The 24,786-nt window shown below is 61.1% G+C and carries 17 protein-coding genes, 1 tRNA gene and 1 other RNA gene; 5 read left to right on the forward strand and 14 right to left on the reverse strand.

Translation table 11 applies throughout. The features are described from left to right. Window positions 1–4: 4 nt before the first annotated feature. Both ffs and ACFY5D_RS13390 read right to left on the reverse strand, forming a co-directional pair. Window positions 5–101, reverse strand: an RNA gene (gene ffs / locus ACFY5D_RS13385) — signal recognition particle sRNA small type. A 40-nt stretch (window positions 102–141) separates the two neighbouring features. Continuing rightward, complete coding sequence (locus tag ACFY5D_RS13390; protein WP_387530470.1) at window positions 142–1,461, reverse strand: DUF222 domain-containing protein; 1,320 nt, start codon at window positions 1,459–1,461, stop codon at window positions 142–144. 427 nt (window positions 1,462–1,888) lie between these two features. Here ACFY5D_RS13390 and ACFY5D_RS13395 point away from each other — a divergent pair. Beyond that, window positions 1,889–1,973, forward strand: a tRNA-Ser gene (locus ACFY5D_RS13395). Between the two features lie 142 nt (window positions 1,974–2,115). On the opposite strand, the gene ACFY5D_RS13400 is transcribed toward ACFY5D_RS13395, so the two are convergent. Then, window positions 2,116–2,982: a DUF4097 domain-containing protein gene (locus ACFY5D_RS13400; RefSeq protein ID WP_387530473.1), complete on the reverse strand. Its 867-nt coding sequence runs from the start codon at window positions 2,980–2,982 to the stop codon at window positions 2,116–2,118. A 59-nt stretch (window positions 2,983–3,041) separates the two neighbouring features. Next, a complete protein-coding gene (locus tag ACFY5D_RS13405; protein ID WP_387530475.1) occupies window positions 3,042–3,566 on the reverse strand; it encodes a histidine kinase in 525 nt (174 codons plus the stop codon). A 313-nt stretch (window positions 3,567–3,879) separates the two neighbouring features. On the opposite strand from ACFY5D_RS13405, the gene ACFY5D_RS13410 reads away from it, so the two are divergent. After that, window positions 3,880–4,659 (forward strand): response regulator transcription factor, encoded by a 780-nt coding sequence (locus tag ACFY5D_RS13410; protein WP_387530478.1) that lies wholly within the window; start codon window positions 3,880–3,882, stop codon window positions 4,657–4,659. Between the two features lie 30 nt (window positions 4,660–4,689). On the opposite strand, the gene ACFY5D_RS13415 is transcribed toward ACFY5D_RS13410, so the two are convergent. The 3 genes from ACFY5D_RS13415 to ACFY5D_RS13425 all read right to left on the reverse strand — a co-directional run bounded on the left by ACFY5D_RS13415 (window position 4,690) and on the right by ACFY5D_RS13425 (window position 8,302). Beyond that, window positions 4,690–5,067, reverse strand: coding sequence for an Hpt domain-containing protein (locus ACFY5D_RS13415; protein ID WP_387530481.1), 378 nt, complete (start codon window positions 5,065–5,067; stop codon window positions 4,690–4,692). A 301-nt stretch (window positions 5,068–5,368) separates the two neighbouring features. Further along, window positions 5,369–7,132 carry a sensor histidine kinase gene (locus ACFY5D_RS13420; protein WP_387530483.1) on the reverse strand — a complete coding sequence of 588 codons (1,764 nt, stop codon included), beginning with the start codon at window positions 7,130–7,132 and terminating at the stop codon, window positions 5,369–5,371. 144 nt (window positions 7,133–7,276) lie between these two features. Beyond that, entirely contained in the window at window positions 7,277–8,302 is a 1,026-nt protein-coding gene (locus ACFY5D_RS13425) for an isopenicillin N synthase family dioxygenase (protein ID WP_387530485.1), read from the reverse strand. Window positions 8,303–8,483: 181 nt separating this feature from the next. On the opposite strand from ACFY5D_RS13425, the gene ACFY5D_RS13430 reads away from it, so the two are divergent. After that, complete coding sequence (locus tag ACFY5D_RS13430; protein ID WP_387530487.1) at window positions 8,484–8,783, forward strand: type II toxin-antitoxin system VapB family antitoxin; 300 nt, start codon at window positions 8,484–8,486, stop codon at window positions 8,781–8,783. Between the two features lie 6 nt (window positions 8,784–8,789). After that, entirely contained in the window at window positions 8,790–9,464 is a 675-nt protein-coding gene (locus ACFY5D_RS13435; protein ID WP_387530490.1) for a LytR C-terminal domain-containing protein, read from the forward strand. Window positions 9,465–9,467: 3 nt separating this feature from the next. Here ACFY5D_RS13435 and ACFY5D_RS13440 read toward each other — a convergent pair whose 3' ends face one another. From ACFY5D_RS13440 to ACFY5D_RS13450, 3 genes are all read right to left on the reverse strand, one after another. Continuing rightward, on the reverse strand, window positions 9,468–10,190 hold the full coding sequence (locus ACFY5D_RS13440) for a DsbA family protein (protein WP_387530493.1): 723 nt from the start codon (window positions 10,188–10,190) through the stop codon (window positions 9,468–9,470). A 202-nt stretch (window positions 10,191–10,392) separates the two neighbouring features. Further along, on the reverse strand, window positions 10,393–11,757 hold the full coding sequence (locus ACFY5D_RS13445; protein WP_387531047.1) for an amino acid permease: 1,365 nt from the start codon (window positions 11,755–11,757) through the stop codon (window positions 10,393–10,395). Window positions 11,758–12,070: 313 nt separating this feature from the next. After that, window positions 12,071–13,282, reverse strand: coding sequence for an MFS transporter (locus ACFY5D_RS13450; protein WP_387530495.1), 1,212 nt, complete (start codon window positions 13,280–13,282; stop codon window positions 12,071–12,073). Window positions 13,283–13,762: 480 nt separating this feature from the next. Here ACFY5D_RS13450 and ACFY5D_RS13455 point away from each other — a divergent pair, with 480 nt between their 5' ends. Beyond that, window positions 13,763–19,273: an Ig-like domain-containing protein gene (locus ACFY5D_RS13455; RefSeq protein WP_387530498.1), complete on the forward strand. Its 5,511-nt coding sequence runs from the start codon at window positions 13,763–13,765 to the stop codon at window positions 19,271–19,273. A gap of 214 nt (window positions 19,274–19,487) precedes the next feature. On the opposite strand, the gene ACFY5D_RS13460 is transcribed toward ACFY5D_RS13455, so the two are convergent. From ACFY5D_RS13460 to ACFY5D_RS13475, 4 genes are all read right to left on the reverse strand, one after another. Next, window positions 19,488–20,132, reverse strand: a complete 645-nt coding sequence (locus ACFY5D_RS13460; protein ID WP_387530501.1) for a hypothetical protein — start codon at window positions 20,130–20,132, stop codon at window positions 19,488–19,490. A 298-nt stretch (window positions 20,133–20,430) separates the two neighbouring features. Beyond that, a complete protein-coding gene (gene aceB / locus ACFY5D_RS13465; protein WP_387530504.1) occupies window positions 20,431–22,068 on the reverse strand; it encodes a malate synthase A in 1,638 nt (545 codons plus the stop codon). A 136-nt stretch (window positions 22,069–22,204) separates the two neighbouring features. After that, window positions 22,205–23,506, reverse strand: coding sequence for an isocitrate lyase (gene aceA / locus ACFY5D_RS13470; RefSeq protein WP_387530507.1), 1,302 nt, complete (start codon window positions 23,504–23,506; stop codon window positions 22,205–22,207). A 404-nt stretch (window positions 23,507–23,910) separates the two neighbouring features. Next, window positions 23,911–24,573, reverse strand: a complete 663-nt coding sequence (locus ACFY5D_RS13475) for a dTMP kinase (RefSeq protein WP_387530509.1) — start codon at window positions 24,571–24,573, stop codon at window positions 23,911–23,913. Between the last annotated feature and the right edge of the window lie 213 nt (window positions 24,574–24,786).

The raw sequence follows: 24,786 nt of genomic DNA on the forward strand, positions 1-24,786 counted from the left end.
AGACAGTAAAAGCCCCTCATGCACCTGCCAGAGCCCATCTACCCTTGCTACCTTCCGGTCCTGGGGGAGTTCAACAGGATGACACCACATGAGGGGCCGTTAAAAAGTCTACCCGAGGATTGCCCGTGGTTCTAAATCGGCTCAGGGATCCGGCTCGTTTTCGGGGAAACCGGGGATCGGCTCGGATTCCTCCCAGCCCAAGAGGCGCCGGGTCTGCTGGTCAATGACCGCCACGGGAAGCATGGGTTGCTGCGGCTCGGGCTCGGGATTCAGCGGGCGCGGGTGGACCAGGCCATCGGGCAATTCCAGCTGGGTGATTCCGTGGGGTGTTCGCCATTGGATCGAGCCGTTGCCCAGATGTACGGCTTCCCAGCCCAGTACGTGCTTGTAGATTTGGTGCCGCTTGCAGAGGTACTCGGCATTTTGTTGGGAAGTTGCACCTCCCTTGGCCCAGGCGTCGATGTGGTCGACCTCCGAAAGCTGCGGAGAGCGGCGGCATCCCGGAAAGCGGCAATGCCCGTCGCGAATCCGTAGGAAATCCCGCAGCGCCTTGGACGGCTTGTAGCGCTTGCGCCCCAAGTCCAGGATGGAGCCGGTCCACGGATCGGTCAGGATCGGCCTCAGCGAGGGGGCTTTTGCTGCAAGTTTCAGCGCGACACCCAGCGGGACGGGGCCGTAGCCCTCAAGGTCGGCTATGCCGCGTTCTGGATTCGTCAGCAGTTCGAGGGCTGGAATCGTCAGGCCCACAAACAAACCCGACTTCTTTGGCTTGGTCCCCGGCCATCCGTCGATCAGGCTGTCACGGAACACATCGGCACGCAGCTGCCCGACGTGTCGGTCTTCCTCGGCGTCCATGAGCCGGCCGGCATGGATGTTCACGGTGTTGTAGATCGCCAGGACGTCTTCGGCGGGCAAATAGGCCTGGAGAACCGCCATCCCGTCGGATTCCGGCCACCACATCAGTGAACGGCCGCCCTCTGCCCTTGAGCGTCTGTGGGATGCGGGTTCTGGGTGCAGTCGCTCGCGCTGGCGCTTGATGCGCAGTGCCATGGAGGCATCCGATGCGGTCAATGCCGTGGGCAGCACCGAAGTTTCAATTTGCTTGGCGGTGTTTGCCGGGATTCCCTGGGTTTGCCGGACCAGGGTGCTGGCCGTGCGGCCAGTGATGCTCCCGCGGCAAAGCTCGAAGAGGGATTGATCGTGGATATAGCGCAGGCCTTCGGCCGTGGCCAGGCGGTTGAAGGTGGATCTTTCGGAAGTTCTGGTGACCATGGCCGCCTCGGCCACGAAGGATGATCGGTTCAGGTCTTGGTCCATCCGGGACATGGGATAGCCGTGGTCTTCAATTTCCCGTTTGTAGTCAAAGAGCGTCGGGTTTTCCTCCGATAGGGGAGTGGACAGTCCGCGCTGGACCATTTCACTGGTGTCCGCCAGCAGCAACGCTTCAAGGCCATCGAGCATTGAACGTATTTGGCTGATTTGCCGCAGCTGGTCCAGACCTTCGGCGGGCGTGCTCGGGCCGGATCTGGATGTGACCTTGGTAACTGCAATTTGCAGTGGTTCGGTGGCCAGGAACCTCTCGACGCCTGCGATCCATGTGCCATCGCTGCCACAGAAAGGGCGCGATCCGGCCGGCGGTATCCCGGCCCTCTCCGGCTCCATGTTCATCTGATGAGCGGCGAGTTTTCCCATGTTTCATTGCAGCATGGGGAGCGGGCCGGGGGTCGTCGACTGCGGGGGTTGTGGAAAACGTTGGCGACGCTCTCCGGGGGTTATTCGAGGCCGGGGAGCTTCCCGGGAATCGACGCCTGTGAGGGAGGCGGGGAATCTCGATTCGTCGTCTCCGGAAATGTCCGCTATGCTGGAACCTGCCCGAATAGGGCAAGCTGGAGGATTCGCCTAGCGGCCTATGGCGCACGCCTGGAACGCGTGTTGGGTTCACGCCCTCGGGGGTTCAAATCCCCCATCCTCCGCGGATACGGTATCGGTCTTGACTTGAGAAATCAGGTCAAGGCCGATTTCGTTTTAACTTCGAACGGCCGAAGTCGGAGCCCTGGATATCGGACCAGACTTCCCGGTTCTGCCTGCTTTCGTGATCTATTCCTGTGGTTCTCCTCAAATGCTTGCCGGGATGCTGCGTTCAATGTAGATATCGCCCCAGGTGGTGCGGGCATGGATCCGGAGAGGGTCGGCGGCGGAACTTGCATCGGGTGATTGGGGCAGCGAGCTCCTGACGCGGCCGTGCTGGGAATTCAGGTCGATCCACGCGACGGTGCCCGCGGGTACCCCCACGCTGATGCCTCCGGTGGCCGTTTGCAGGGTGAGCGTTCCGGAAACTGCCTCCTCGACGTGGATGTTGCCGTGTGAGTTCTTGACGGCAACGTCATCCGTGGATTGCTTGATGTTGACGTCTCCGTTGGCGGTCTTGACTCGCAGTGGCCCGCCGGCGCGATCGATCGAAATGTTTCCGTTGGAACAGGAGACCTCGGCCTGGGCGCCCAAGCTGCCTAGCCTGATGGTTCCAGAACTGCTGGCAACGGAGGTTGCACCCGCCACCGATGCGGCCGTGATGTCACCGAAGGAAGTCTTGAGGTCGGCTTGGCGGGCTGATTCAAGCCGGATGGACCCCATGGCGGTCTTGACGCTGCAAATCCCTACGGGGCCGGAGACAAAGACCTCGCCGAGTGGGGAGGCAGACTCAAAATGGGAGCCGGAGGGAACCAGGATTTCAACTTCGGCCGCCCCCGAGACGCCGAACAGGGACATGGACCGGCGGCGGCTTGGCGATGACAGCGTCAGCTTTCCGTCTTCGAAGTCGACGGTGATTGCCTCGGCCGTTTTCTGGTCGCCGGACTTGGCTGCATCGCGCGGACGGATTGTCACGACCGTGTCTGTTCGTTCACTGGCAACCAATCGGACATCGGAGATGACGCTCAGGCCGCTGCGCACTGTGATGGCTGTTGGTGTTGGGAATGTCGGCATTGGATGTCCTTGAATGTGAAGTTCTGCGGGTTTCGGGCAAAGATCCGGAGACGCCGGTTTTATTGCACCCAGCCGGTCAGGCTTTGCCCGGCCGACGAGTCGCGACGCGGGCTTCGGCGTGATTGTGGTTCGAGCGCGGAGGAAACGACCTTGATAAGCCACGAATTGACGGACATGCCTTCGCCGCCTGCGGCCGCCTCCACGCGGAGTTTCAACGGCTCCGGCAGGCGCAACGTCGTCCGAGTGACCCCGCCGTCGTCGCCCATCGCTTGTGGGGAAACGTCGTTACCCGGAACCGGTCGTGTATCTTGCAACGGCGAGTCGGTGAACAGCGACTCATGCTCAGGCAGCGTCACAACAAATTCGGGGTCCTGCCCGCGCAATCTGATGTCAACGCCACCGGGAGCCATCTCGCGGGTGATCTCGCTGGCCGCCGCGGACAGGGACTCGAGAAGTACCAGCCTTGTCGCCGCGTTCAATGGAGCCAGGAGGCGCGAAGCCAGCTCTTGGGCTTCGGGGCCGCCTGCCGCGGCGGCGATCGCGAGATGCTGCTGTAGGTCGTTCACAAACCGGGTCAAATCCATGACACCAGAATGATGTCAGGGTGGTGCCATGTCAATGGTATTTGGTGTCATCAGGCGTCCCAACTTTCCCGTAGTTCACGGGATTTCGGCAAGACGCACCGATCCGCCGAGCGGGAAAAGGTCGATAACCGCTGTGCGGCCATTGATGCGGGCGCATCAAACGCCTTGTGGGGAAGCGTTTTAATGAAACTTTCAGTGAGATCTACGACTCACTAGTGTTCGGTTTTATGTTCAAAGGGGCAAATTTCAATAGACTGGCGGAAAGCCTGCGCCGTCCCTAGATGGTGTATCGACTCCGGGAAAGGTACATGTGATGAGCGATCGCCGTGTTGCAGTCGTCGTTGAGGACGACGAGGACATTCGAGGACTGCTCGAAGTGGTCCTGCTGCAGTCGGGATTCAACGTTCACTCCACGGACTCCGGAGTGAAAGGCGTCGAACTGGTGGAATCCCATCGCCCCGATCTGGTGACGCTGGACCTGGGTCTTCCGGACATCGATGGGTTCGAAACGGCACGCAGGATTCGGACCATTTCCGATGCCCACATCGTCATGCTGACCGCCCGATCCGACGAGATCGATACGATCCTGGGCTTGGAAGCCGGAGCAGACGAGTACGTAACAAAGCCCTTCAAGCCGCGTGAGCTCCGTGCCCGCGTCGATGCCATCATGCGTCGACGCAGTAGCCATGCACTGGCCAAGAACGATACGACTGCGGTTCTCGCGGAACCCCAGTCAGCTACGCAGCTGGACCGCGCCGAGGACGAGTTTGTTCGTTCGCTGAATGGGCTGGTGCTCAATCCATCGACTTACACGGTTGAGGTGGATGGCGAAGCAAAAAACATCACGCCAACGGAGTTCACACTGCTGGACGTGCTGTTGGGTTCCAAGGGGCGCATCCGCACCAAGACGGAGCTGGTTCGGCGGCTGCGTGACGAAGATTCGGATTCAGGGACTTACGTGTCGTCGGCCGACGAACGATCCGTCGAAGTTCACCTGGGAAATCTGCGCCGTAAGTTGGGTGACTCGACCCAGGAGCCACGCTGGATTGAAACGGTTCGAGGTGTCGGCTACCGATCAGCCGCGAAGCGTTAACCGCATCTGCGGGTTCCGTGATTTGGGGCGTTAGCCAATTTTCATTGTCGAAAGCTCTTGAATTGAGCGGCGGCCGACTTCGCGAACCATGGCTATCAGTTTGCGCTGCACATCTTCAAGATCGTCCCGAAACGCGCCGTGCAACCATTCCGCAAGCTCCGCCAGTTCCCTGGCTCCTACCATTGCGGCACCTGATTTCAGTGACAATGCTGCATCTTGCCCGGCATCGCTGTTGCGGCTGCCCAAGGCCTCTTCAAGGCGATTGAGACGCGTCGGCCACATGGAACAGAACTGCGCAACAAATCTAGATGTGCAGTCACGGCCCAGATCTTCAGTGAGCTTATCTAGGGTCTGTGTACACACCACAGAATCTAGTGAACTCAATGGCATCGTCATGGTGTCCATCATGAATGCCCAAGCTCATGATCCTCCCATGGAAACCCTCAAGACAACCTCAAGAATTGCCAATACGAACCTGCGCCATCATTGCGGAAAAGTTGTCCTCACTCTGATGGAGAACTTGATACTGACACGGAATAGTCATAGCTAAGCAAGTACAGCGGGAAACCGACTGGATGGGGGAGTCGGGCACATTGAGTGAACCGAAGTGAGCCAAAAAATCTTCGCTAGCGTCTTGGGGGCGCGAGCGAATAACGGTTCATAGCGACGCGGGTTAGGGATCTTGGGGATCATTAACCCGCATCGCTAGTTAAATTCGGTTTTCTGTTGTCGGCTGGCGCACGAAAGCGGAGGCAGGTGCCTCAGGATTCACGGACTTGCGCGGCATCCTCACGGTCATCGTTGTCCCACGGCCGATTTCGCTTTCCGCGCTGATGGTTCCGCCGTGGGCCATGACCAGCTCGCGCGTAATGGCCAAGCCCAATCCGACTCCGGGCAAACCGGACAGCTGTGCGTCGTTGCTTCGGAAAAACCTGACGAATAGTTGCTTGAGATCTGCCTCGGAGATTCCGCGCCCCGTATCGATGACGTGGAGGCAAATTTCATCTTCGGTGCAATCCATTTCCACTGTCACCGACCCACCCCGGTCGGTGTACTTGATTGAATTGGAAACAAGGTTGTCCACAACCTGCCCCAGACGCAACGAGTCGCCGAGAACCTGTTCATGGCACAACGCCCCTTGAATCAGTTCGATGCCGGCAGCGGCGGCACGCGGTGCCATCGATTCAAGGCGGGCCTGGACAACTGCTCCGAAATCCATTTCGGAAACACTGACCTGGTGGCGCCCAGCCGCCACAGTCAGCAGGTCATTGACCAAACTCAGGAGCCGATTGGTGTTCCTTGAGATGACATCCAGCGATTTTTTGGTCCCGGATGTCATCTGTATCTCGTCCTCGAGCAGATCGAGGTAACCCAGGATCGACGTCAACGGCGTACGCAACTCATGGCTGACATTTGCCAGGAACCTATCCTTGGTTTTCGACGCCTCAATCATGGGTGTGACGTTCTTGAACATGATCACCGCACCGTCGTAGGCGCCCGAATCGTCAAAAAGTGACCGTGCCGAGGTGGAGCTGTAGATCGGATCATGAAGCGGTCCCAGCGCAATCAATTCATCGGTGAATTCCTCTTGGCGGATGGCTCGCACTACTGGCCGGTGATCGCTCGGCATGAGTTCGGGGCTGGCTTCAAAACTCGGGGAAACCGCCCGCACCAGGAGCTTGTCCTCGGTTGGGTCCGGAAATTCCGGGGGGATTGCGTGGCGATGCTGGAACCGTTGAATGTCATTCATCAACACGTCGTTTCCGTCTCGGTCGACAACCACGACGCCCACATTCGCGGCGTTGAGGACGGCATTGAGCAGGTGTGTCTGGCGTCGGCTCGTGGCCAACGATTCGCGAAGCATACGATTCTTGAGCGATGTGTTGTATTCGACGATCACGGTGGTGCTGGCGAGGGCCAAAATTACCAACGGCATGAGCAAGGGGCGAACCACGTTCATCGTGGTGAACGGTATGTTGTTGTGCCAAAGCTGAAGCATAGTTGTCGCCAGCGGAAGCACAAATGAAAGCAGCAACGTCAACCGCGGCGCGACGCCGGACCAGGCAAACCAAAAAATGGGAAAGGCGATGAGGAGCACCAACCCGCTGAGCCAATAGTAGGCGCCCATTGCTATGAGGGGCGCTGCGATCATTCCTGCAGCGGGGATGGCCAGATACGTGAATTCCAAGCGGAACTTCTGCCACGGCACCACAAATGCGGCGACGGTATTCAGCAGCACCATGATGACGCCGACGGTGAACAGGCGGTCACCGTAGATTGCCTGTGCGTTGGAGAACAATGCAAAGGTGCAGGCGAAGAGCACAGCGATGAACATCGGCAGCTGTGAAAGTGCGACCTTGCGCCGTACGGGTAGGTCCGAGAAAGGCGTGCCGCCAGTTACTTTCAGTCCGATGCGGTTTAGCACGCCGGTTGATTCCTGGCGCGATCGATCGACTGGTTTCGTAGCGGTCATGGTCTAAATCATAGTGACTGAAATGGGAAACGGTTGGCCATGGGCAGCGCCGGAGGCCTCATGAAGCCTTGGTTATTGGGATGCATGTCATGGTGGTTGGGTGCCCCGAAGAAGTTACCAGGGCACCCAAACCATGTGTCGACGCTACTTCACCAGATCCGGGTAGTGAGCCTTCGCCGTTTGCGGATGCGCACGTAGCCAGCCCTTGAGCACGTTGGCACCGTACGAAGCCAGCATTGGATTTTCCGGGTCGTCAGATACTCCGCGTGCCTGTGCCGCGAGCCGGGGCTGCAACGGAACGGGGTCGATGACCGAATCCAAACGCGGGGAATAGAAGAAGGGAACGGAGTAACGATCGACTCCGGCCGGTGGCGCAGTGACACGGTGGATGGTGGCCATCAAGTAGCCGTTGGTTGCGACCTCCAGCATCTCGCCGAGATTCACGACAAGTGCTCCCTCGATCGGCTTGACGGAGATCCATTCTTCCTGGCCGTAGGGCTGGACTTCAAGACCTCCCACCGAGTCCTGAAGCAGCAGCGTGATGAATCCGTAGTCGGCGTGGGCTCCGACGCCTTGGGTGCCCGCAGCGGGAACGATACCGCCGCCGACGTAGTGCACAAGCTTGCCCATCCAGGCGGGGTCGGGGGTAAAAGCCTGGGCAAAGTAATCCTCGGGCAGCCCCAATCCCACTGCGAGGGCGGCCAGCAATTCGGCACCAACCTTCTGCATCAGTTCCGACCATTCCATTGCCACCGTTTTGAGCTGGGGAAACGCGGCAGGCCACTGGTTTGGGCCCTGCAATTTCAGGTAGGGCTTGTCTGCAGGCACCTCCGGCAACGGCTCCAGTTCTGGCCCGAAATCGATCTGTTCCCGCGAATCGGCACGACCGCGGGTGATTTCTGCGCCCAGCCGCGTGTAACCGCGGAATTGCGCCGAAGTACGGTTGTCCAACTCCAGTTTTTCTTCGACCGGCCGCGCAAAGAATTCAGCAATGGTGTCCAGCAACTTTTGGGAAGTTCCCGGGGCCGCACCAAATCCGGTGATCTGGAAGAAGCCGACGTTGTGTGCGGCGTCGCGTAGACCTTCAATGAAATCTTCATTGAAGCTTCCGTCGGTGTGACGGGCAGATGACATATCCAGGACCGGAACCGAGGTAAGAACTGTACTCATGACACAAGAATGCACCCGGTTTGCTTGAATGTGACAGCTTGCGTTACCTCAGGTTCCGTAGTGTGAATCCATGCGTCGGAACCCTTGACGGGAGCTTTGAAATTACGTAGAAAACAAACGACTCGAATTATTATTGGCCGAATCTAGCCACTTATCTGCAGAAGTTTCCTAAGCTGGTCAAGTGATCTTCAAATCTGTCGGCGATTCCCGCCCCTACCCGGACCATGGCTACGTGACGCCCAAGGACTGGGCAGCCGTGCCTCCCATGCAAGTTCGCCTGGATGAATTGGTGACCACCAAGAGCACCTTGGATTTGGCTGCGCTGCTGGCCGAAGATTCAACGTTCTTTGGTGACCTCTTTCCGCACGTTGTTCAATGGCGGGGCACCAGATATCTCGAGGACGGACTCCACCGTGCCGTGCGAACCGCGTTGCACCAGCGTTCAATCCTGCATGCCCGCGTATTGGTGATCGAGGACTAAACGGCAATGGCGCGTGATTCGAATCCGAATGAATGGCATGGGCACCACATCGTCTCCGAAGACGAGTTGGCACGCCCGGAGTTCAGCGCCGATCCCAAGACAAAGCGGCATCGAATCATACGTCACGGCATTATTCTCTCCATGACGGTCTTGTTGCTTGCTGCGGCATTGGTTTTTGCCTACTTGGTAAATACCAGGGTCATTGTCATTGATGCACTCGAACCCAAGCCGGTGGCCGAAGCCCCGGTTGCACCGAATACCGCGTGCCCACGCGATCAATTCGACTATGTTGACCCTTCCAAAATGACGATCAACGTCATGAATGGAACACAGATTGCCGGGCTCGCCGGCGCTTCCGCCAAAAAACTTGAGCAGCGGGGTTTCAAGGTAGGCGAAGTGGGTAACGCCCGGATGTCCAAGGTCAATGTTGTTGGGGCCGTGATCTCGGGCCCCGACGGGTATGCGCAAGCGATGACGGTGCAGCGCCATATTGCCGGTTTGACCTATGTGTTCGACCCGAAACGGAAGGGCAAGACGGTTGACTTGGTCATCGGCACCAAATACAAAAAACTGGTCAAGGAGCCGAAGGTAAACACCCAGCCCGGTCAGCTTGGCTGCAACAGCAAAAAGAAAACGACGGCTCCGGCCAAGCCGGAACCGTCGAAGTCAGCTAAGGACTAAGGGTTAGTTGCAGCCTTCGGGGCCGCAGGTCTCTCCGTCGCTCGAAGGCGTGGCCATCATCTGCAACTCGCTGCCGCCGATTTCCTTCCAGACCTGGCTCAGTGCCTGTTCGAATACTTCGGATGGCTGGGCGCCTGAAATTCCGTACTTGTTGTCCAGAACAAAGAACGGAACACCGCTGACGCCCATTTCGCGTGCTCGAGTTCCGTCGGCGCGGACCTCGGCTGCGTACTTGTCGCCAGCCAGGACTTCTGCCGCTTCGTCGGCATTGAGCCCCACTTGCTCGGCGATGCGCTGAAGGGTTTCCTTGTCGCCGGTGTCCAGCCCCTTTTCAAAGTGGGCCGAAAGCAGGGCTTCCTTCATGGCGTCACCCATGTTGCGGTCCTTGGCCAATGCAAGAAGCCGAAGTGCGGTGAAGGAGTTAGCAGGGCGCAGGGCGTCGAAGTCGTACTTCAAACCTTCTGCCGCCGCCTGACCCGTCACGTGCTGAAGCATTCCCGCGACCTGATCTGCCGGCATTCCCTTGGCCTTGACCAGGTAGTCGAGTTCGCTTCCCTCGTAGTGGTCCGGAAGGGACGGATCCAGCTGGAAGGCATGCCATTTCACATCGATCTTCTCGCCGAAGGGCAATGCCTCAACGGCCTTTTCAAAGCGGCGCTTGCCAATGAAGCACCATGGGCAAGCGATATCGGAAAAAATGTCAACGCTGAGGCGGGTTTCAGTCATATTCTGGTCAACGGCCCATGGTCGAAGTGTATTCCCACGTGTGTGAAGGGCAACAACCAATGGGGGCCGGTCCATGGGACGCGGTGGAAACCATATATTCCCCTCGGGGACTATATTGCAGAATCCCTGAAAACGCGCACAAACTAGCGATGCCGCCACCGCCGGTGGGCAGTGGCGGCATCGCCGTCGCCAAGGTGGGCGACTAGCGAATTTCTCCGGGGACATACTCGCGCCCGGTTTCATCAACCAGTTCGGCACGCTCGTGGCCCTTGCCTCGGACCCAAAGCTTGTAGGCGATGAAGAGAAGCCCGATCCAGACCGTGCCAACGATCAAAGCGACTCTGGTTTCCGGGATGATGCCGAGCAGCACGATCACAAAGCCCATGAACGCCAGCGCTGCGTAGGACGCGGCCGGCCACATGGGGGAGGGGAACTCGGAGGCCTGCAGGTTCTCGCGGGCAATGGCGCGCTTCATTGCAATGTGTGAAAGCAGGATCATGACCCATACCCACACGGTTGCGAAGGTCGCGATCGAGGCGATGATCAGGAAGAGCGACTCGGGCATCACGGCATTGAGAAGTACGCCGACCAACAGCACGATGCCCATGACCAGCACCGTCATCCACGGAACGCCGTTGCGGGAGATCTTGGCGAAGGACGCCGGGGCGTGGCCCTGCTGGGCCAGACCGAACATCATGCGGCCGGCGCCAAAGATGTCGGAGTTGATCGCTGAGATCGCGGCCGTGATGACGACGGCATTGAGGATATGTGCCGCTGCCGGAATACCCAGGTTGTCGAAGATCTGCACGAAGGGACTTCCTTCGGTGCCGATCTCGTTCCACGGGTAGATCATCATGAGGATGCCCAGCGTGCACACGTAGAAGAGCAGGATGCGCACCGGCACGGTGTTGATTGCGGCGGGGACGACCTTCTTCGGGTTCTCCGCCTCACCCGCGGTGATGCCGATGGTTTCAATGCCGCCGAAGGCGAACATCACGATCGAGAAGGAGGCCAGCAGGCCCCAGAAGCCGTTGGGGAAGAACCCTCCGGCAGCAAGCATCGTGCCGATGCCCGGGTTGGCTTCGGCGGGGAGGCCAAAGCCGAAGACCACGATCAGGATGCCGCCGGCGATCATCGCGATGATCGCCGAAACCTTGATGAGGGAAAGCCAGAATTCGGTTTCTCCGAACACCTTGACCTTCATGGTGTTCAGCGCGGCGATGAAGAAGATGATCGCCAGGATCCAGATCCACCGGGGCACGTCGGGGAACCAGAACCCCATGTAGATGCCGAAGGCGGTGACATCCGCGATGGCGACGATCGCCATTTCGAAGGCGAAGGTCCAGCCGGTGATGAATCCCGCAAAAGGGCCAAGGTACTTCGAGGCATACTGCCCGAATGAGCCGGAAACCGGATGGCGCACGGCCATCTCGCCCAGGGCGCGCATCACCATGAAGACGGCTGCGCCGCCGATCATGTAGGCCAAGAGTACTGCTGGTCCGGCGGCCTGGATGGCCGCTGCCGAACCGTAGAACAGGCCGGTTCCGATGGCCGAACCTAGGGCCATGAATCGGACGTGGCGGACGTTGAGTCCGCGGGCTAGCGCCTGGGCAAATTGGGGCACGAAAGTAAACCTTTGGGTGGAAGGGGCTTATCCCATGGTAAGTCTGTGACCCGACTCAAACATTATTCGGTGGTGCGGATCACTTTCCGCATGATTGTTGGTTTCTGGCGCATTTACACGCGGAATCCGTGCGGACTTGCGCGAAGCTCGCAATGCTGTGGTTCTCCTGCCGGTCGATCCGCCGGCAGGAGTATTGGACGGCGTTGATAGCGGTCGTCAGGACCGTTGCCCTGTCCGCTGGTCGTGGCCGGAGCCGTTAGACGGCAGGCGCGGTTGCGCCGGAGCGGCGTCGGCCGTGGACCAGGAAGTACAGTCCGATCCCGAGTGCGGCAAGCGCGGCAAGGATGCCGAACATTCCGGTGTAACCCAGGAGCGGAATGGCCATGCCGAGGACGACCGGGCCGAAGCCGACGCCCAGATCAAGCATGAGGAAGAACGTGGAGGTGGCCACGCCCATGTCGGCAGGCGACACTGCGGACACCGCGATTGCCTGGGCGCAGGGCATCAGTGCCCCGAATCCCAAGCCGGTGAGCAGCGCTGCGAGAGCCACCGTGAGAGTGCTGGGTTCAAGCGCCAACATGGCCATGCCGAGGGCAAAGACCACCAACAGGGGGTACATGATCGCGTTGTCACCATGTCGGTCCTGGATCCGCCCGGCAAAGAGCCTGGAGAGCAGCACCGTGACCGCATAGAGCAGGAAGAACCAGCTGGCGGCGGCCGGCATCGAACGGGAAAGCAGGAACGGGGCCAGGAACGAAATGATCCCCGAATAGGCCAATCCGCACACGAGGATCACCAGCGAGACGGGCAGCGCCGCAGGACTGATGATCGATCGCAGGAAACTTCCGCGGTGGGGGCCGTGGGCCGGGTGCCCCGCGACCTTGACGGGTTCAGGCAGGCGCAGCAGGATCCCGATCAGCAACGCAACCACCGATGATACCGCGCAGAAGAAGAACACGGCGGAGTAATTGCCGCTGGACGCCAAGACCACGGCAAGCAACGGGCCGGCGGCCGTGGACAGCGTGCTCGAAAGACCGAAGTATCCGGTACCTTCGCTGCGCCGCGCCGGAGGGATGAGCGCCTGGACTGCGGTTGCCAGTGCCGTATTGCCCGCGCCGAAGGCCATGCCGTGGATAAACCGCAGGAGCAGCAGCAGCCAGAGCGAGTCGGCCGGTATGTACAGCACGGAAACCAGCACGAATACGGCAAGGGAAACGATCAGCAGCGGCTTTCGCCCGCAAAGAGCCAACAACTTCCCGGCAATGAGCCGTGCCGCGACAGAACCGATGATGAAGGCGCTGGAAGCAAGTCCCGCCGCGCTGTCGGAGGCCTGGAAACGGTCAACGGCATAAAGCGCCATCGAGGTCATCAGCAGGAAGAAGACCATGGAGATGAAGAGGTTGACGACGGCGGCGAGCACAAAATCCCGGGTGAAAAGCTTCGTTGGCGGATTGTGTTGTGTGCTCACCTGGCTCCTTGCGTTTCTTCGGTACGTGCGGGGCTCCCCGGCAGGGGCCCGCTTTCCATTATTGACCTGCGAGGCAGGCGGGTTGACGCAAACGCTGCCGCGGCGGCTGTGCGATTGGCGACAAGGGGGCGCTGGTTGGGTCGCTGTCCCCGTGCTGACAGCCCGTGCTGCGAATGCGAGATCCCGGTGGTTGCGGCACCCTCCGTCGGGTTGCGGATGGTCGCGGTGCCGCCCGAAGCATTTACCGATGTGCAAGTCGGAGCCGGTTGGTGGGGGACATGAAGAAACTTGGGGCGGCCGGGACACGGGCAAGGTTTTTCCAAGGTGGCGGGCAGATGCTGTGGGCACTCACGCAATTACGCAATTCAATTTACTGGGGGAGACGCCATGTCTACACATGCTGTGCATCGCAATCGCCATGACGGGACAAGAAAAGCGCAAAGGGGACATCCGTCCCCGCCGCGAAAACTTGTCGCGGGATTGACCGCAATCTTGTTGGGGGCCGGCATCTTGCCGGTCGTGGGGGCCCCGGCTGCAGGGGCCGCACCCGTCGGTCAGGGACTGACGCTCAACGCAGGGGACATGCGTTTCATCCTGAAGCAGATCAAGATCGCCGAGAACCACGCCACCAAGGAAGATGCCGAGGGCAACCCCGTGGCAGGCCAGCCTTTGGTGGGATCGGGTCCCAACCAAATCGCAAACGCGCTGCTGCCCTACGGGCTGCGCGCGGTTGATGGCACCGAGAACAACCTCGTTCCCGACCAGGGGCACTTCGGGGCGGCCAGCCTTGCCATGCCGCGCCTGGCTCCGGCCCAGTGGCGGACGGCAACCAAGATCAACCCCAACGGAACGCCCGCCGGCGAAGGTTCGTACCAATCGGTCAATACCAGCTTGAGCGATGCAGAACCCCGGTTCATCAGCAACGTCATCGTTGACCAGACCCCCTCAAACCCTGCGGCAATTGCCGCCGCGGGCAAGGCCCATCGCACCGTCAACGACGGTCCCACGGCCGTTCCCTGTAACGCCGAGGGCCTACCGGAAAAGTGCGTCCCCAAGGGCGAAACCCTTGATATCCCGAACATCACCACCGACTTCGGCCTCTCGCCACCGTACAACGGCATGTTCGCGTTGTTCGGCCAGTTCTTCGACCACGGCGTCGACTTCACGAAGAAGACCAAGAACATTGTCATGGTCCCGTTGGCCGCAGACGACCCGCTGGTGGTGGAGGGCAAGGTCCCGGCCAGCCAGCGCTTCATGATCCTGAACCGCGCGGAAAACCAGCCCGGCCCCGACGGCCTACTTGGTACGCCGGACGACGTGCAGGATGCCACGAACACCGACTCGCCATGGGTCGATCAGAGCCAAACCTACGGTTCTCACTCCTCGCAGCAGGTGTTCCTGCGCGAGTACAAGGCTGTTGACGGCAAGCCGGTTTCCACCGGCAGGATGATCGAAGGCGCAACCGGCGGCATGGCGACCTGGGCGGGCATCAAGACCCAGGCCGCAACCTTGCTTGGCCTGCAGCTTTCGGACAAGGACATCGCGGACATCCCGATGCTGGCCACCGACCAGTACGGCAGGTTCCTGCGCGGACCCAACGGCCTGCCCCAGTACGTGACCACCGACCAGACGCTGGTTGAGGGCAACCTGGGCGCACCCGTTGCCCCGCCGGCAAACGTCCAGCGCATCGGCATCGCCTTCCTGGACGACATCGCCCACAACGCGAACCCGTTCAACGGACAGACCGGCGCGCCGCTGACCCCGGATGCGGACGACACCGCCGGGACGCCGACGTCACCCATGACTGCCGGAACCTACGACAACGAGATGCTCGACATCCACTTCGTGGCAGGCGACGGCCGAGTCAACGAAAACATCGGCCTGACGGCAATCCACCAGGTCTTCCACTCCGAGCACAACCGGCTCACCGGCTACATGAAGGACCTGGTGACCTCGCTGAACCTGGACCTCAACGAATGGAAGCTCCCCTCCGGCGAATGGAACGGTGAACGCATCTTCCAGGCGGCACGCTTCGTGACCGAGATGGAATACCAGCACATCGTCTTCGAGGATTTTGCCCGCAAGATCCAGCCGGGCATCAATCCGTTCAACGTGTTCACCCAGTCGGACACCGGCATCAACCCGGCCATCAAGGCGGAGTTCGCGCACGCGACCTACCGCTTCGGACACTCGATGCTGACCGACACCGTGGACAGGAAGACAAACGCGGGAACCGACATCGGCCTTCCGCTGCTTGACGCGTTCCTGAACCCGGCCGCCTACTACTCCAGCAGCGCGGGAACCCTGACCCCGGAAAAGGCCGCAGGCGCCATCGCCATGGGCATGTCCGACCAGGTCGGCGCGGAACTGGACGAGTTCGTCACCGACACCCTGCGCAACAACGTGCTTGGCCTGCCGCTTGACCTGGCCACGCTGAACATCGCCCGAGGCCGCGACACCGGCGTTCCGTCGCTCAACAACTTCCGCAAGGAGATCTACCGCGCCAGCGGCGAAGCCTCGCTGAAGCCGTACAGCAGCTGGGTCGACTTCGGCCAGGGCATGAAGCACCCCGATTCGGTGGTCAACTTCATGGCAGCCTACGGAACCCACCCCACCATCAAGGACGCCACAACCATCGACGCCAAGCGCGCCGCGGCACAGGTGCTCTTCGACATGAAGCCGACCGACGCGGGCACGCCTGCCGATGCCTATGACTTCGTCAACAGCGCGGGTGCCTGGGAAACCACGGAAGGCGCGTCAAAGACCGGCGTCGACGGAATCGACCTGTGGGTCGGCGGCCTGGCGGAATCGCAGAACTTGTTCGGCGGCCTGCTTGGATCCACCTTCAACTACATCTTCGAACGCCAGATGACGGACCTGCAGGACGGGGACCGGTTGTACTACCTTTCCCGTACCTCGGGCCTGAACCTGCGCACCCAGCTCGAAGGCAACTCCTTGGCCGAGCTGATCATGCGCAACACCGACGCAGCGGCACTGAAGGCAGACGTCTTCGCCGTCGCCGACTGCGAATTCGAGCTCGGCAACCTCACGACTGCCGCGGGCAGCAACGCCGTCGCCGACGACCCGGCCTCCGTCTGTGACGAGGGCGCGCTGCTGATGCGCATGGCCGACGGCACCATCCGCTACCGCGTCTCGAACACCGTTGACCGCCCGGGCCTCAACGCCCAGTCGACCTACAACGGCACCGCGGGCAAAGACAAGGTCTGGGGCGGCATCGACAACGACACCGTCTGGGGCAACGAGGGCGACGACGTCATCGAAGGCAACGACGGTGCGGACACCGTGCTTGGCGGCGACGGCAACGACATCATCACCGACTCGTTCGGCGACGACGTGCTCAAGGGCGGTCCCGGCAACGACGCAATCGACGCCGGCCCCGGCCTGGACATCACCATGACGGGCGACGGCGACGACTTTGCCAACGGCGGCCTAAACGGCAACGAGCACTTCCTCGGTGAAGGCAACGACCTGGTGCTCTCCGGCGACGGACCGGACACCGTGTTCGGCGGCGGCGGCGACGACTGGCAGGAAGGCGGCAACTCCAACGACCTGCTCCAGGGCGATTCCGGCGCACCGTTCTTCGACGACATCAACAACCCCGGCCATGACGTCCTGATCGGCGACAGCGGCGAGGACGACTACGACGCGGAGGGCGGCGACGACATCATGGTCGCCGGCCCCGGCATCGAACGCAACCACGGCGTCTACGGCTTCGACTGGGTCACCCACGCCCGGTCGGTGGAGCGCGGCGACTCCGACATGCGCATGCTGGTCGTGGAAGGCCCGAACGCACTCAAGGACCGGTTCCTGCTGGTCGAAGGCCTCTCCGGCTGGAACAAGGACGACATCCTGCGCGGCGAGGACACGGTCCCGGCCAACCCGGGCGAGGACGAGGTCGGCGTACCGGGCCTGACGAACGTGCTCGATGCCGAGGGCATCAAGCGCATCAACGGCCTGGCCGGCCTGCTGCCTGAAGGCGCCACCGAGTTCGGCGCCGGCGACATCATCATCGGCGGATCCGGCAGCGACCAGATCTGGGGCAACGGAGCCGACGACATCATCGACGGCGACAAGTGGCTCAACGTCAGGTTGAGCGTCCGCACGGACGTCAACGACCCGGCCACCGAAACCCGGACGGTCAACACCTTGAAGGACCTGCAGGCGGACATCATGGCGGGCAAGGTCGATCCGGGCAAGGTCGCCATCGTGCGGGAGATCCTCTCCACCCCGGGTGCAACCGACGTCGACACCGCGAACTTCTCCGGTGCCAGGTCCGAGTACACCATCACCACCGCGCCCGACGGTGTCACCACGGTCGCCCACACCGGCGGCACCGGCGACGACGGAACCGACCGCATCACCAACGTGGAAAAGCTGAAGTTCACCGATACGACCGTTGAACTCAACGACACCGTGGCACCAACGGTGACGGGGCAAAACCCCGCAGCCGACGCCACGGACGTCGCAGCCGATGCCAACGCCACCGCAACGTTCAGCGAAGCCGTCACGGGCATCGACGGAACCTCGGTGACGTTGACGAATCAGGCCGGCACCAGCATTGCTGCAGCCGTCACCTACGACGAGGCAACCCGCACGGCAACGCTGAATCCGACCGCGAACCTGGCCACCAACACCCGCTACACGGTGACGCTGGCCAACACGATCGGCGATGCCAACGGCAACAAGCTCGCGACCACCACCTGGTCCTTCACCACTGCCGGGGTTGCCCCGACGGTGACCGGAAGGACGCCGGCCGCGAACGCAACGAATGTCGCAGTCGGCACCGATGTCACTGCAACCTTCAGTGAAGCGGTGACGGGAGTCGGTGCCGGCACCATGGCGCTGACCAACCCGGCCGGCGGCACCACTGCCGCGGCAGTCACCTACTCCAACGGGACGGCAACGCTGAACCCGACTGCCAACCTGGCCTTCAACACCCGTTACACGGTGAAGCTGACCAACGGCATTGCCGGTGTCGACGGAACCACGTTGGCTGCCACCGAATGGTCGTTCACCACGGCTGCGGCACCCGTTGATCCGGCCCCGACCGTCACAGGTCGGACGCCGGCGTCCAACGCGACGAACGTCGCGGTCGGCACCAACGTCACGGCAACGTTCAGCGAACCCGTAACGGGAGCCAACCTCACGACCATGCGGTTGACCAGCTCGAACGGCGTAGGGGTTCTGGCAACGGTGAGCTACAACGCGACCACCCGGACCGCGACACTGAACCCGCTCCTCAACCTGGCCACCGGCACCCGTTACACGGTGTTGCTGACCAACGGCATCAGGGACAACGGCGGTAACGCACTGGCTGCCACCAGCTGGAGCTTCACCACCGACGCTGCGCCGACCATCTCCGGACGGACGCCGGCATCCAACGCGACGAACGTCGCACGGGGCGGCAACGTCACGGTTACCTTCGATGAACCCGTCACGGGTGTCAACGGAACCAGCGTGCGGCTGACCACCGGCCTGTTGGGCCTCACCAATGTGCCGGCAACCGTCAGCTACAACGCGACGACCCGCACCGCAACGTTGAATCCCAGTGCCACCCTGGCAGCCGGCACCCGTTACACGGTTCGGTTGTCCAACGGCATCACGGATGCAGGCGGCAACCGTCTGGCGGCAACGACGTGGAACTTCACCACCGATGCCTCGCCAACGGTCGCGCGGCTGACGCCGGGGGCCAATGCCACGAACATCGCGCGGAGCGGCAACATCGCGGTGCAGTTCAGTGAGGCGGTCTCGGGCATCAACGGAACCAGCGTCAAGTTGGTTACCTCGAGCGGATCCACGGTTTCGGCAGTGGTGAGCTACAAGGCCAGCACGCGGACGGCAACGATCAATCCGAAGTCCAAGCTGAAGGCCAACACCCGCTACACGGTGAAGGTGTCCAGCAGCATCAAGGACTCCGGTTCCAACAAGCTGTCTGCCAAGTCTTGGAACTTCAGGACGGGAGCCCGCTAAACACCAAACAAGGGCAGGGCCCGGGTTGCAATCCATGCAACTCGGGCCCTGCCCTTTCGTGTGCCTGTGCCGGATCTCCGTAGCGTCGTTTATCCCCGTGGCAAACGTCAACGTCTCGGTCTGTGGAAGCTCGATCTCGGAGTGGGTTGAACGCCTTGAAGGATTCTGTGGGCGGGGCCGTTGTGCCGAGAAAAGTTCGCCTCGTTGGTCGCGGCTAGCGACCGAGATGCCAACTGTAAGTTGACTCGTCCCAATTCATTGTGGACGTAAATACGTATCCGCTTTCGGTGCCGTCGTTGTTGGTCTCGTTGACTGCGATGCATTCAAAGGTCGTCGTCAGGCTTGTAAGGTCGTCCATCGAACCGCCGCCAGTTGGCGTGCAACTTACTCGTTTGATGGGTCCGTCAAGCGAGCCTTTGTTTACCCGGCCCTTGGCGTCCTTTTTTATACTGGCTTCCAATTCCCCAACATAGATTTTGCGAAGCGCCCGCTCGGCATCGGCTGATGCCGCAGCCGCGGATGATTCAGCCGATGCTTTTGATTGAGCAGCTGCAACAGCTGCGGAGGAACTCGCCGCGGCTGAGGAAGCGGCAGCGACTTGAGCCGCCAATTTTTCTTCGGCAACTTTCTTGGCAGCGGCCTGTTGGGAGACGTAGAAACTTCCGGCCGCGATGATCGCAACCGAAATTCCGGCTATTCCGAGCCAAAGTAGCTTAGCGTTGCGTGAGCTCTTTTTTTCGAAAGACTTTCCACAGTTGGGGCAGAAAGCACCGGAGCTGCTGCTTTGAACGCTGCAATGCCTGCAAACCCTGTTGAGAATATGGTCGTCGGTCGAGTTGTCTGCTTGCAGATCTTCCACGGGGTGCTCCTGGATGGCCGAGTAAATGAAATAGGTAGCAAGCGTTTGCGAGCGAGCATGGCACACATTGTTTCATTCAAATCATGAACTCATTTATTCACTGAGAATCGCGAACTATGGCGTTCGACGGTGTGCGATTTGACGGGTTCCAAAAGGCTGATTAAGAACGAAAGTCCCCGCAATTAGCAGCTCTGCCAGTGGGGACCATCGAAGTTTGTGAAGTTTTGTCTTGGTGGCGGGATCGGAGGGGTGGTCGCGTCGTTGCGCTTGCCCCTCCACCCCGCCACCAAAGATCTGGTTAGGCGCTTACCTTCTCAAGTGCCTTGGCTTCGCGCAGGTAGCGGTTGTAGGCCTGGACGGTGAGGAAGGTCGGGAAGTCCTCACGCAGGGCGCATGCCTCGAAGATCTCGCGTGCTTCATCAAAACGGTCGCCCTCGAAGCGGGAGAGCTTCTCGAATTCCTCCTCGGTCAGGTCCTCCACCCAGCTGCGGGAGATCAGTTCGCCTTCGTCGGTGATGGCTGCCTGCTGGATCCACTGCCAGATCTGCGAACGCGAGATCTCCGCGGTGGCGGCATCCTCCATGAGGTTGTGGATGGCAACGGCGCCGTTGCCGCGCAGCCATGCCTCCATGTAGCGGATACCGACCTCGATGTTGTTGCGGATGCCGGCCTCGGTGATCTTGCCTTCGGTGCCTGCAACGTTCAGCAGTTCCTTGTCGTCCGGGGTGACGTCTTCACGGGTGCGGTCGCGCTGGTTCGGATTGTCGCCCAGGACGGCGTCGAAGACCTCGCGGGCCACCGGAACCAGGTCCGGGTGTGCAACCCACGAACCGTCGAAGCCGTCGTTGGCCTCGCGGGTCTTGTCGGCGCGGACCTTCTCGAAGGCCACGGTGTTGATGGCCTGGTCCTTGCGGTTGGGGATGAATGCGGCCATGCCGCCGATGGCCATCGCTCCGCGACGGTGGCATGCACGGACCAGCTGCTCGGTGTAGGAGCGCATGAACGGTGCGGTCATGGTCACCAGCGCGCGGTCCGGAAGGACGAAGCGCGGGCCGCGGGAACGGAAGTTCTTGATGATGGAGAAGATGTAGTCCCACCGGCCGGCGTTCAGGCCAGCTGCGTGGTCGCGCAGTTCGAAGAGGATTTCCTCCATCTCGAAGGCAGCGGTGATGGTTTCGATCAGCACGGTGGCGCGGATGGTGCCCTGCGGGATGCCCACCAGGTCCTGTGCCAGAACGAAGACGTCGTTCCAGAGGCGGGCCTCGAGGTGGTTTTCGATCTTCGGCAGGTAGAAGTACGGGCCGCGGCCCTGCGAGATCAGGCGCTGGGCGTTGTGGTAGAAGTACAGGCCGAAGTCGACCAGTGCGCCGGACATCGGCTTTCCGGCAACCAGCAGGTTCTTTTCCGGCAGGTGCCAGCCTCGGGGGCGGACAACGATGGTCGGCAGGTCGGTGAGCTTCTCGCCGGTGAGCTTGTACTCCTTGCCCTCCGGGGAGGTGAAGTCGATGTTGCGGTCCAGCACGGAGCGCAGGTTCAGCTGGCCGTTGATGACGTTGGACCAGCTCGGGGTGGAGGAGTCCTCCATGTCGGCGAGCCAGACCTTGGCGCCGGAGTTCAGGGCGTTGATGGTCATCTTGCGGTCGGTCGGGCCGGTGATCTCAACGCGGCGGTCCTCAAGGCCCGGGGCGATGGGGGCGACCTGCCAGGTGCTGTCCTCGCGGATCGACTTGGTCTCCGGGCGGAACTTCGGATCGGCGCCGTTGGCGATCCGGGCGCGGTTCAGCTGGCGGGTCTGCATCAGTTCGGCACGACGGCCGTCGAATGCCTTGTGGAGCTGGGCGAGGAAGTCCAGCGCCTGAGGGGTGAGTACCTCTTCCTGCCGGCGAACCGGCGCAGCGACCAAAGTAATACCGTTCAGGGTGATGGGATCGTTCATGGCTGGACTCCTTCGAAAATCAAGAATTATGGGTGGCGGTTTGCCTGGGTACTGCGGGAAAAGCGTGTAACCCTGTGGGGCCGGCTGTGTTCAACCGGCCCCACAGGACACTGAAGCGGAAACCGCCGCGGTGCGTTTAGTGGAACTGGCCGGCTTCGGTGGATCCCACCAAAGCCAGGGTGGATGCGTTCGGGTTGAGAACGGTGGCGATGTCGTCGAAGTAACCGGTGCCCACTTCGCGCTGGTGCTTGGTTGCGGTGTAGCCGCGTGCCTCGGAGGCGAATTCCGCTTCCTGGAGCTCGACGTATGCGCTCATGCCTTCACGGGCGTAGCCGTGGGCGAGATCGAACATCGAGTGGTTCAGGGCGTGGAAGCCAGCGAGGGTGATGAACTGGAAGGTGAAGCCCATGGCGCCGAGTTCGCGCTGGAACTTGGCGATGGTTGCATCGTCCAGGTGCTTCTTCCAGTTGAAGGAAGGGGAGCAGTTGTAGGAGAGCATCTGGTCCGGGAAGTCCTTCTTGACTGCCTCGGCGAACTTGCGGGCAAGCTCCAGGTCCGGGGTTCCGGTTTCCATCCAGATGAGGTCAGAGTACGGAGCGTAGGCCTTGGCACGGGCGATGCATGGCTCGATGCCGTTGCGGACCTTGTAGAAGCCTTCGGCGGTGCGCTCGCCGGTGATGAACGGCTTGTCGCGGTCGTCGACGTCGGAGGTGATCAGGGTTGCTGCCTCGGCGTCGGTGCGGGCGATGACGACGGACGGGGTGCCCGCGACGTCGGCTGCCAGGCGGGCTGCGTTCAGGGTGCGAACGTGCTGCTGGGTCGGGATCAGGACCTTGCCACCGAGGTGGCCGCACTTCTTTTCCGATGCGAGCTGGTCTTCCCAGTGAACGCCCGAGGCGCCGGAGGAGATCATCGACTTCATCAGTTCGTAGGCATTCAGCGGGCCGCCGAAGCCGGCTTCTGCGTCGGCCACGATCGGCACGAGCCAATCCTCAACGGTCTTGATGCCTTCTGCGTGCTCGATCTGGTCTGCACGGAGCAGTGCGTTGTTGATTCGGCGGACAACCTGCGGAACCGAGTTGGCCGGGTAGAGCGACTGGTCCGGGTAGGTCTGGCCCGAAAGGTTTGCATCGGCCGCGACCTGCCAGCCGGAAAGGTAGATGGCGCGGAGGCCGGCCTTGACCTGCTGTACTGCCTGGTTTCCGGTCAGTGCACCAAGTGCGTTGGTGTATCCACCGCTCGGGGCTTCCTCGGTGAGCTGCTTCCAAAGCTTCTCGGAACCACGCTTTGCCAGCGTGTGCTCTTCCTGTACGGAGCCCTGCAGCTTCACAACATCTGCTGCCGAGTAATCACGAGTAACGCCGTTCCAGCGGGGGTTGGTTGCCCAATCCTGTTCGATTGCTGCGATGCGGTTCTCGGTCGAATTCTGCTCGGTCATTGCCTTCTCCTTGCTGGTTGCCGGTGCCGGTCCGGGATCAACTTCTTTGTCGAACCTGGTGGGTTGTTCCGGCGTTCTTTCTGCGTGAGAACTACATTTCCGCACTTTGCCAATGCTTTCTAGGGTCAATTGGCGGAAAGATTTGCAGTTCTTCGCGTATTCGAAAAATGCGGTCACTCATGCATGAATTCCACCGAGGAAACTGAAAATGAGTAGGACGGTTCCGGAATCAACCGAAGAAACGGGGGATATTTCTCAGGGCTGAAGAATCCCTGATCTGCACATTTCCAAGTCGGTGCGGCAATTGAGGATGACTGCGGCGGGCGGGCATGGGTCCGTCGCGCTCACGCGTCGGTCAGAGGCGTTGTCATGAGCCAGTGCCGGGAGTCCGGCTGTCCCACGTCTCAGGCGTTGCGCGAAGCGGCCTGCAGGGTATTGAGGGCGACGTTTTCCGGCGTGTCGGAGCCGTCGATGACATGCCAGCCCTTGGACTCGGCGATCTCCAGATATGCCTCACGTGCCGAGACCAAATAGGACAGCGTTTCGCTGTCTTCCCCGCGCGCAATGATCCGGGCATGAGCGACTTCGGCGGGAACGTCGATCAAGATGACGGCATCGGGACGCGGAAGTCGGGCCATGAGCCATGGCAGAAGACGGCCGCGCGGCAAGCCGCGGACCGAGCGCAAGACCAGCTGGCACGCCATGTGCCGGTCCATCACGGTGGCGCCGGGAAACACTGCGGCGCGGGCATGGGCGAGGAGGACGTTAACGGATCGCACCACGGATTCCAGCCGATTGGCCCAGACCGGTGGCAACGCGGTGCCGAATCGTGCTGCCACGCGGGACATCCATCGCCGACCGGCCGGATTGCGCAGTAACTGGGCTCGAATGCCTCTGGCCCGGATCCCGGCAACGAGGGCGGTCGCGGCCGTGGTCTTGCCTGCACCGTCGATGCCCAGCAACACAATGGTCCGGCGGCCCAGCGCAACATCCGATCGGGCATCGACGTGCTCGGTTTGCGGGTCCGTGGTGACTCCCGCATTGGGTTCCGCATGGGAAGAGTGCAAGGGGCTCCGTTGATTGACTCGATGGGTTCTCTATTAGGTCCAACGAACAAGTCGGTCGATTCGATGCATGTTCGCCACTGCGGGTTTGCGATGGATTGTTTCGCAGTCTCGGTGAGCCGGTCTCGAGTGAGAAGGACGCGTGGGGGCAGGATTCGGGAAATGGGATATTTGCTCGGTTAGCGTCATATCCAGCCCGGAACGGCGAATGTGACG

It is taken from the genome of Paeniglutamicibacter sp. NPDC012692 (assembly GCF_042901625.1).
Lineage (GTDB): Bacteria > Actinomycetota > Actinomycetes > Actinomycetales > Micrococcaceae > Paeniglutamicibacter.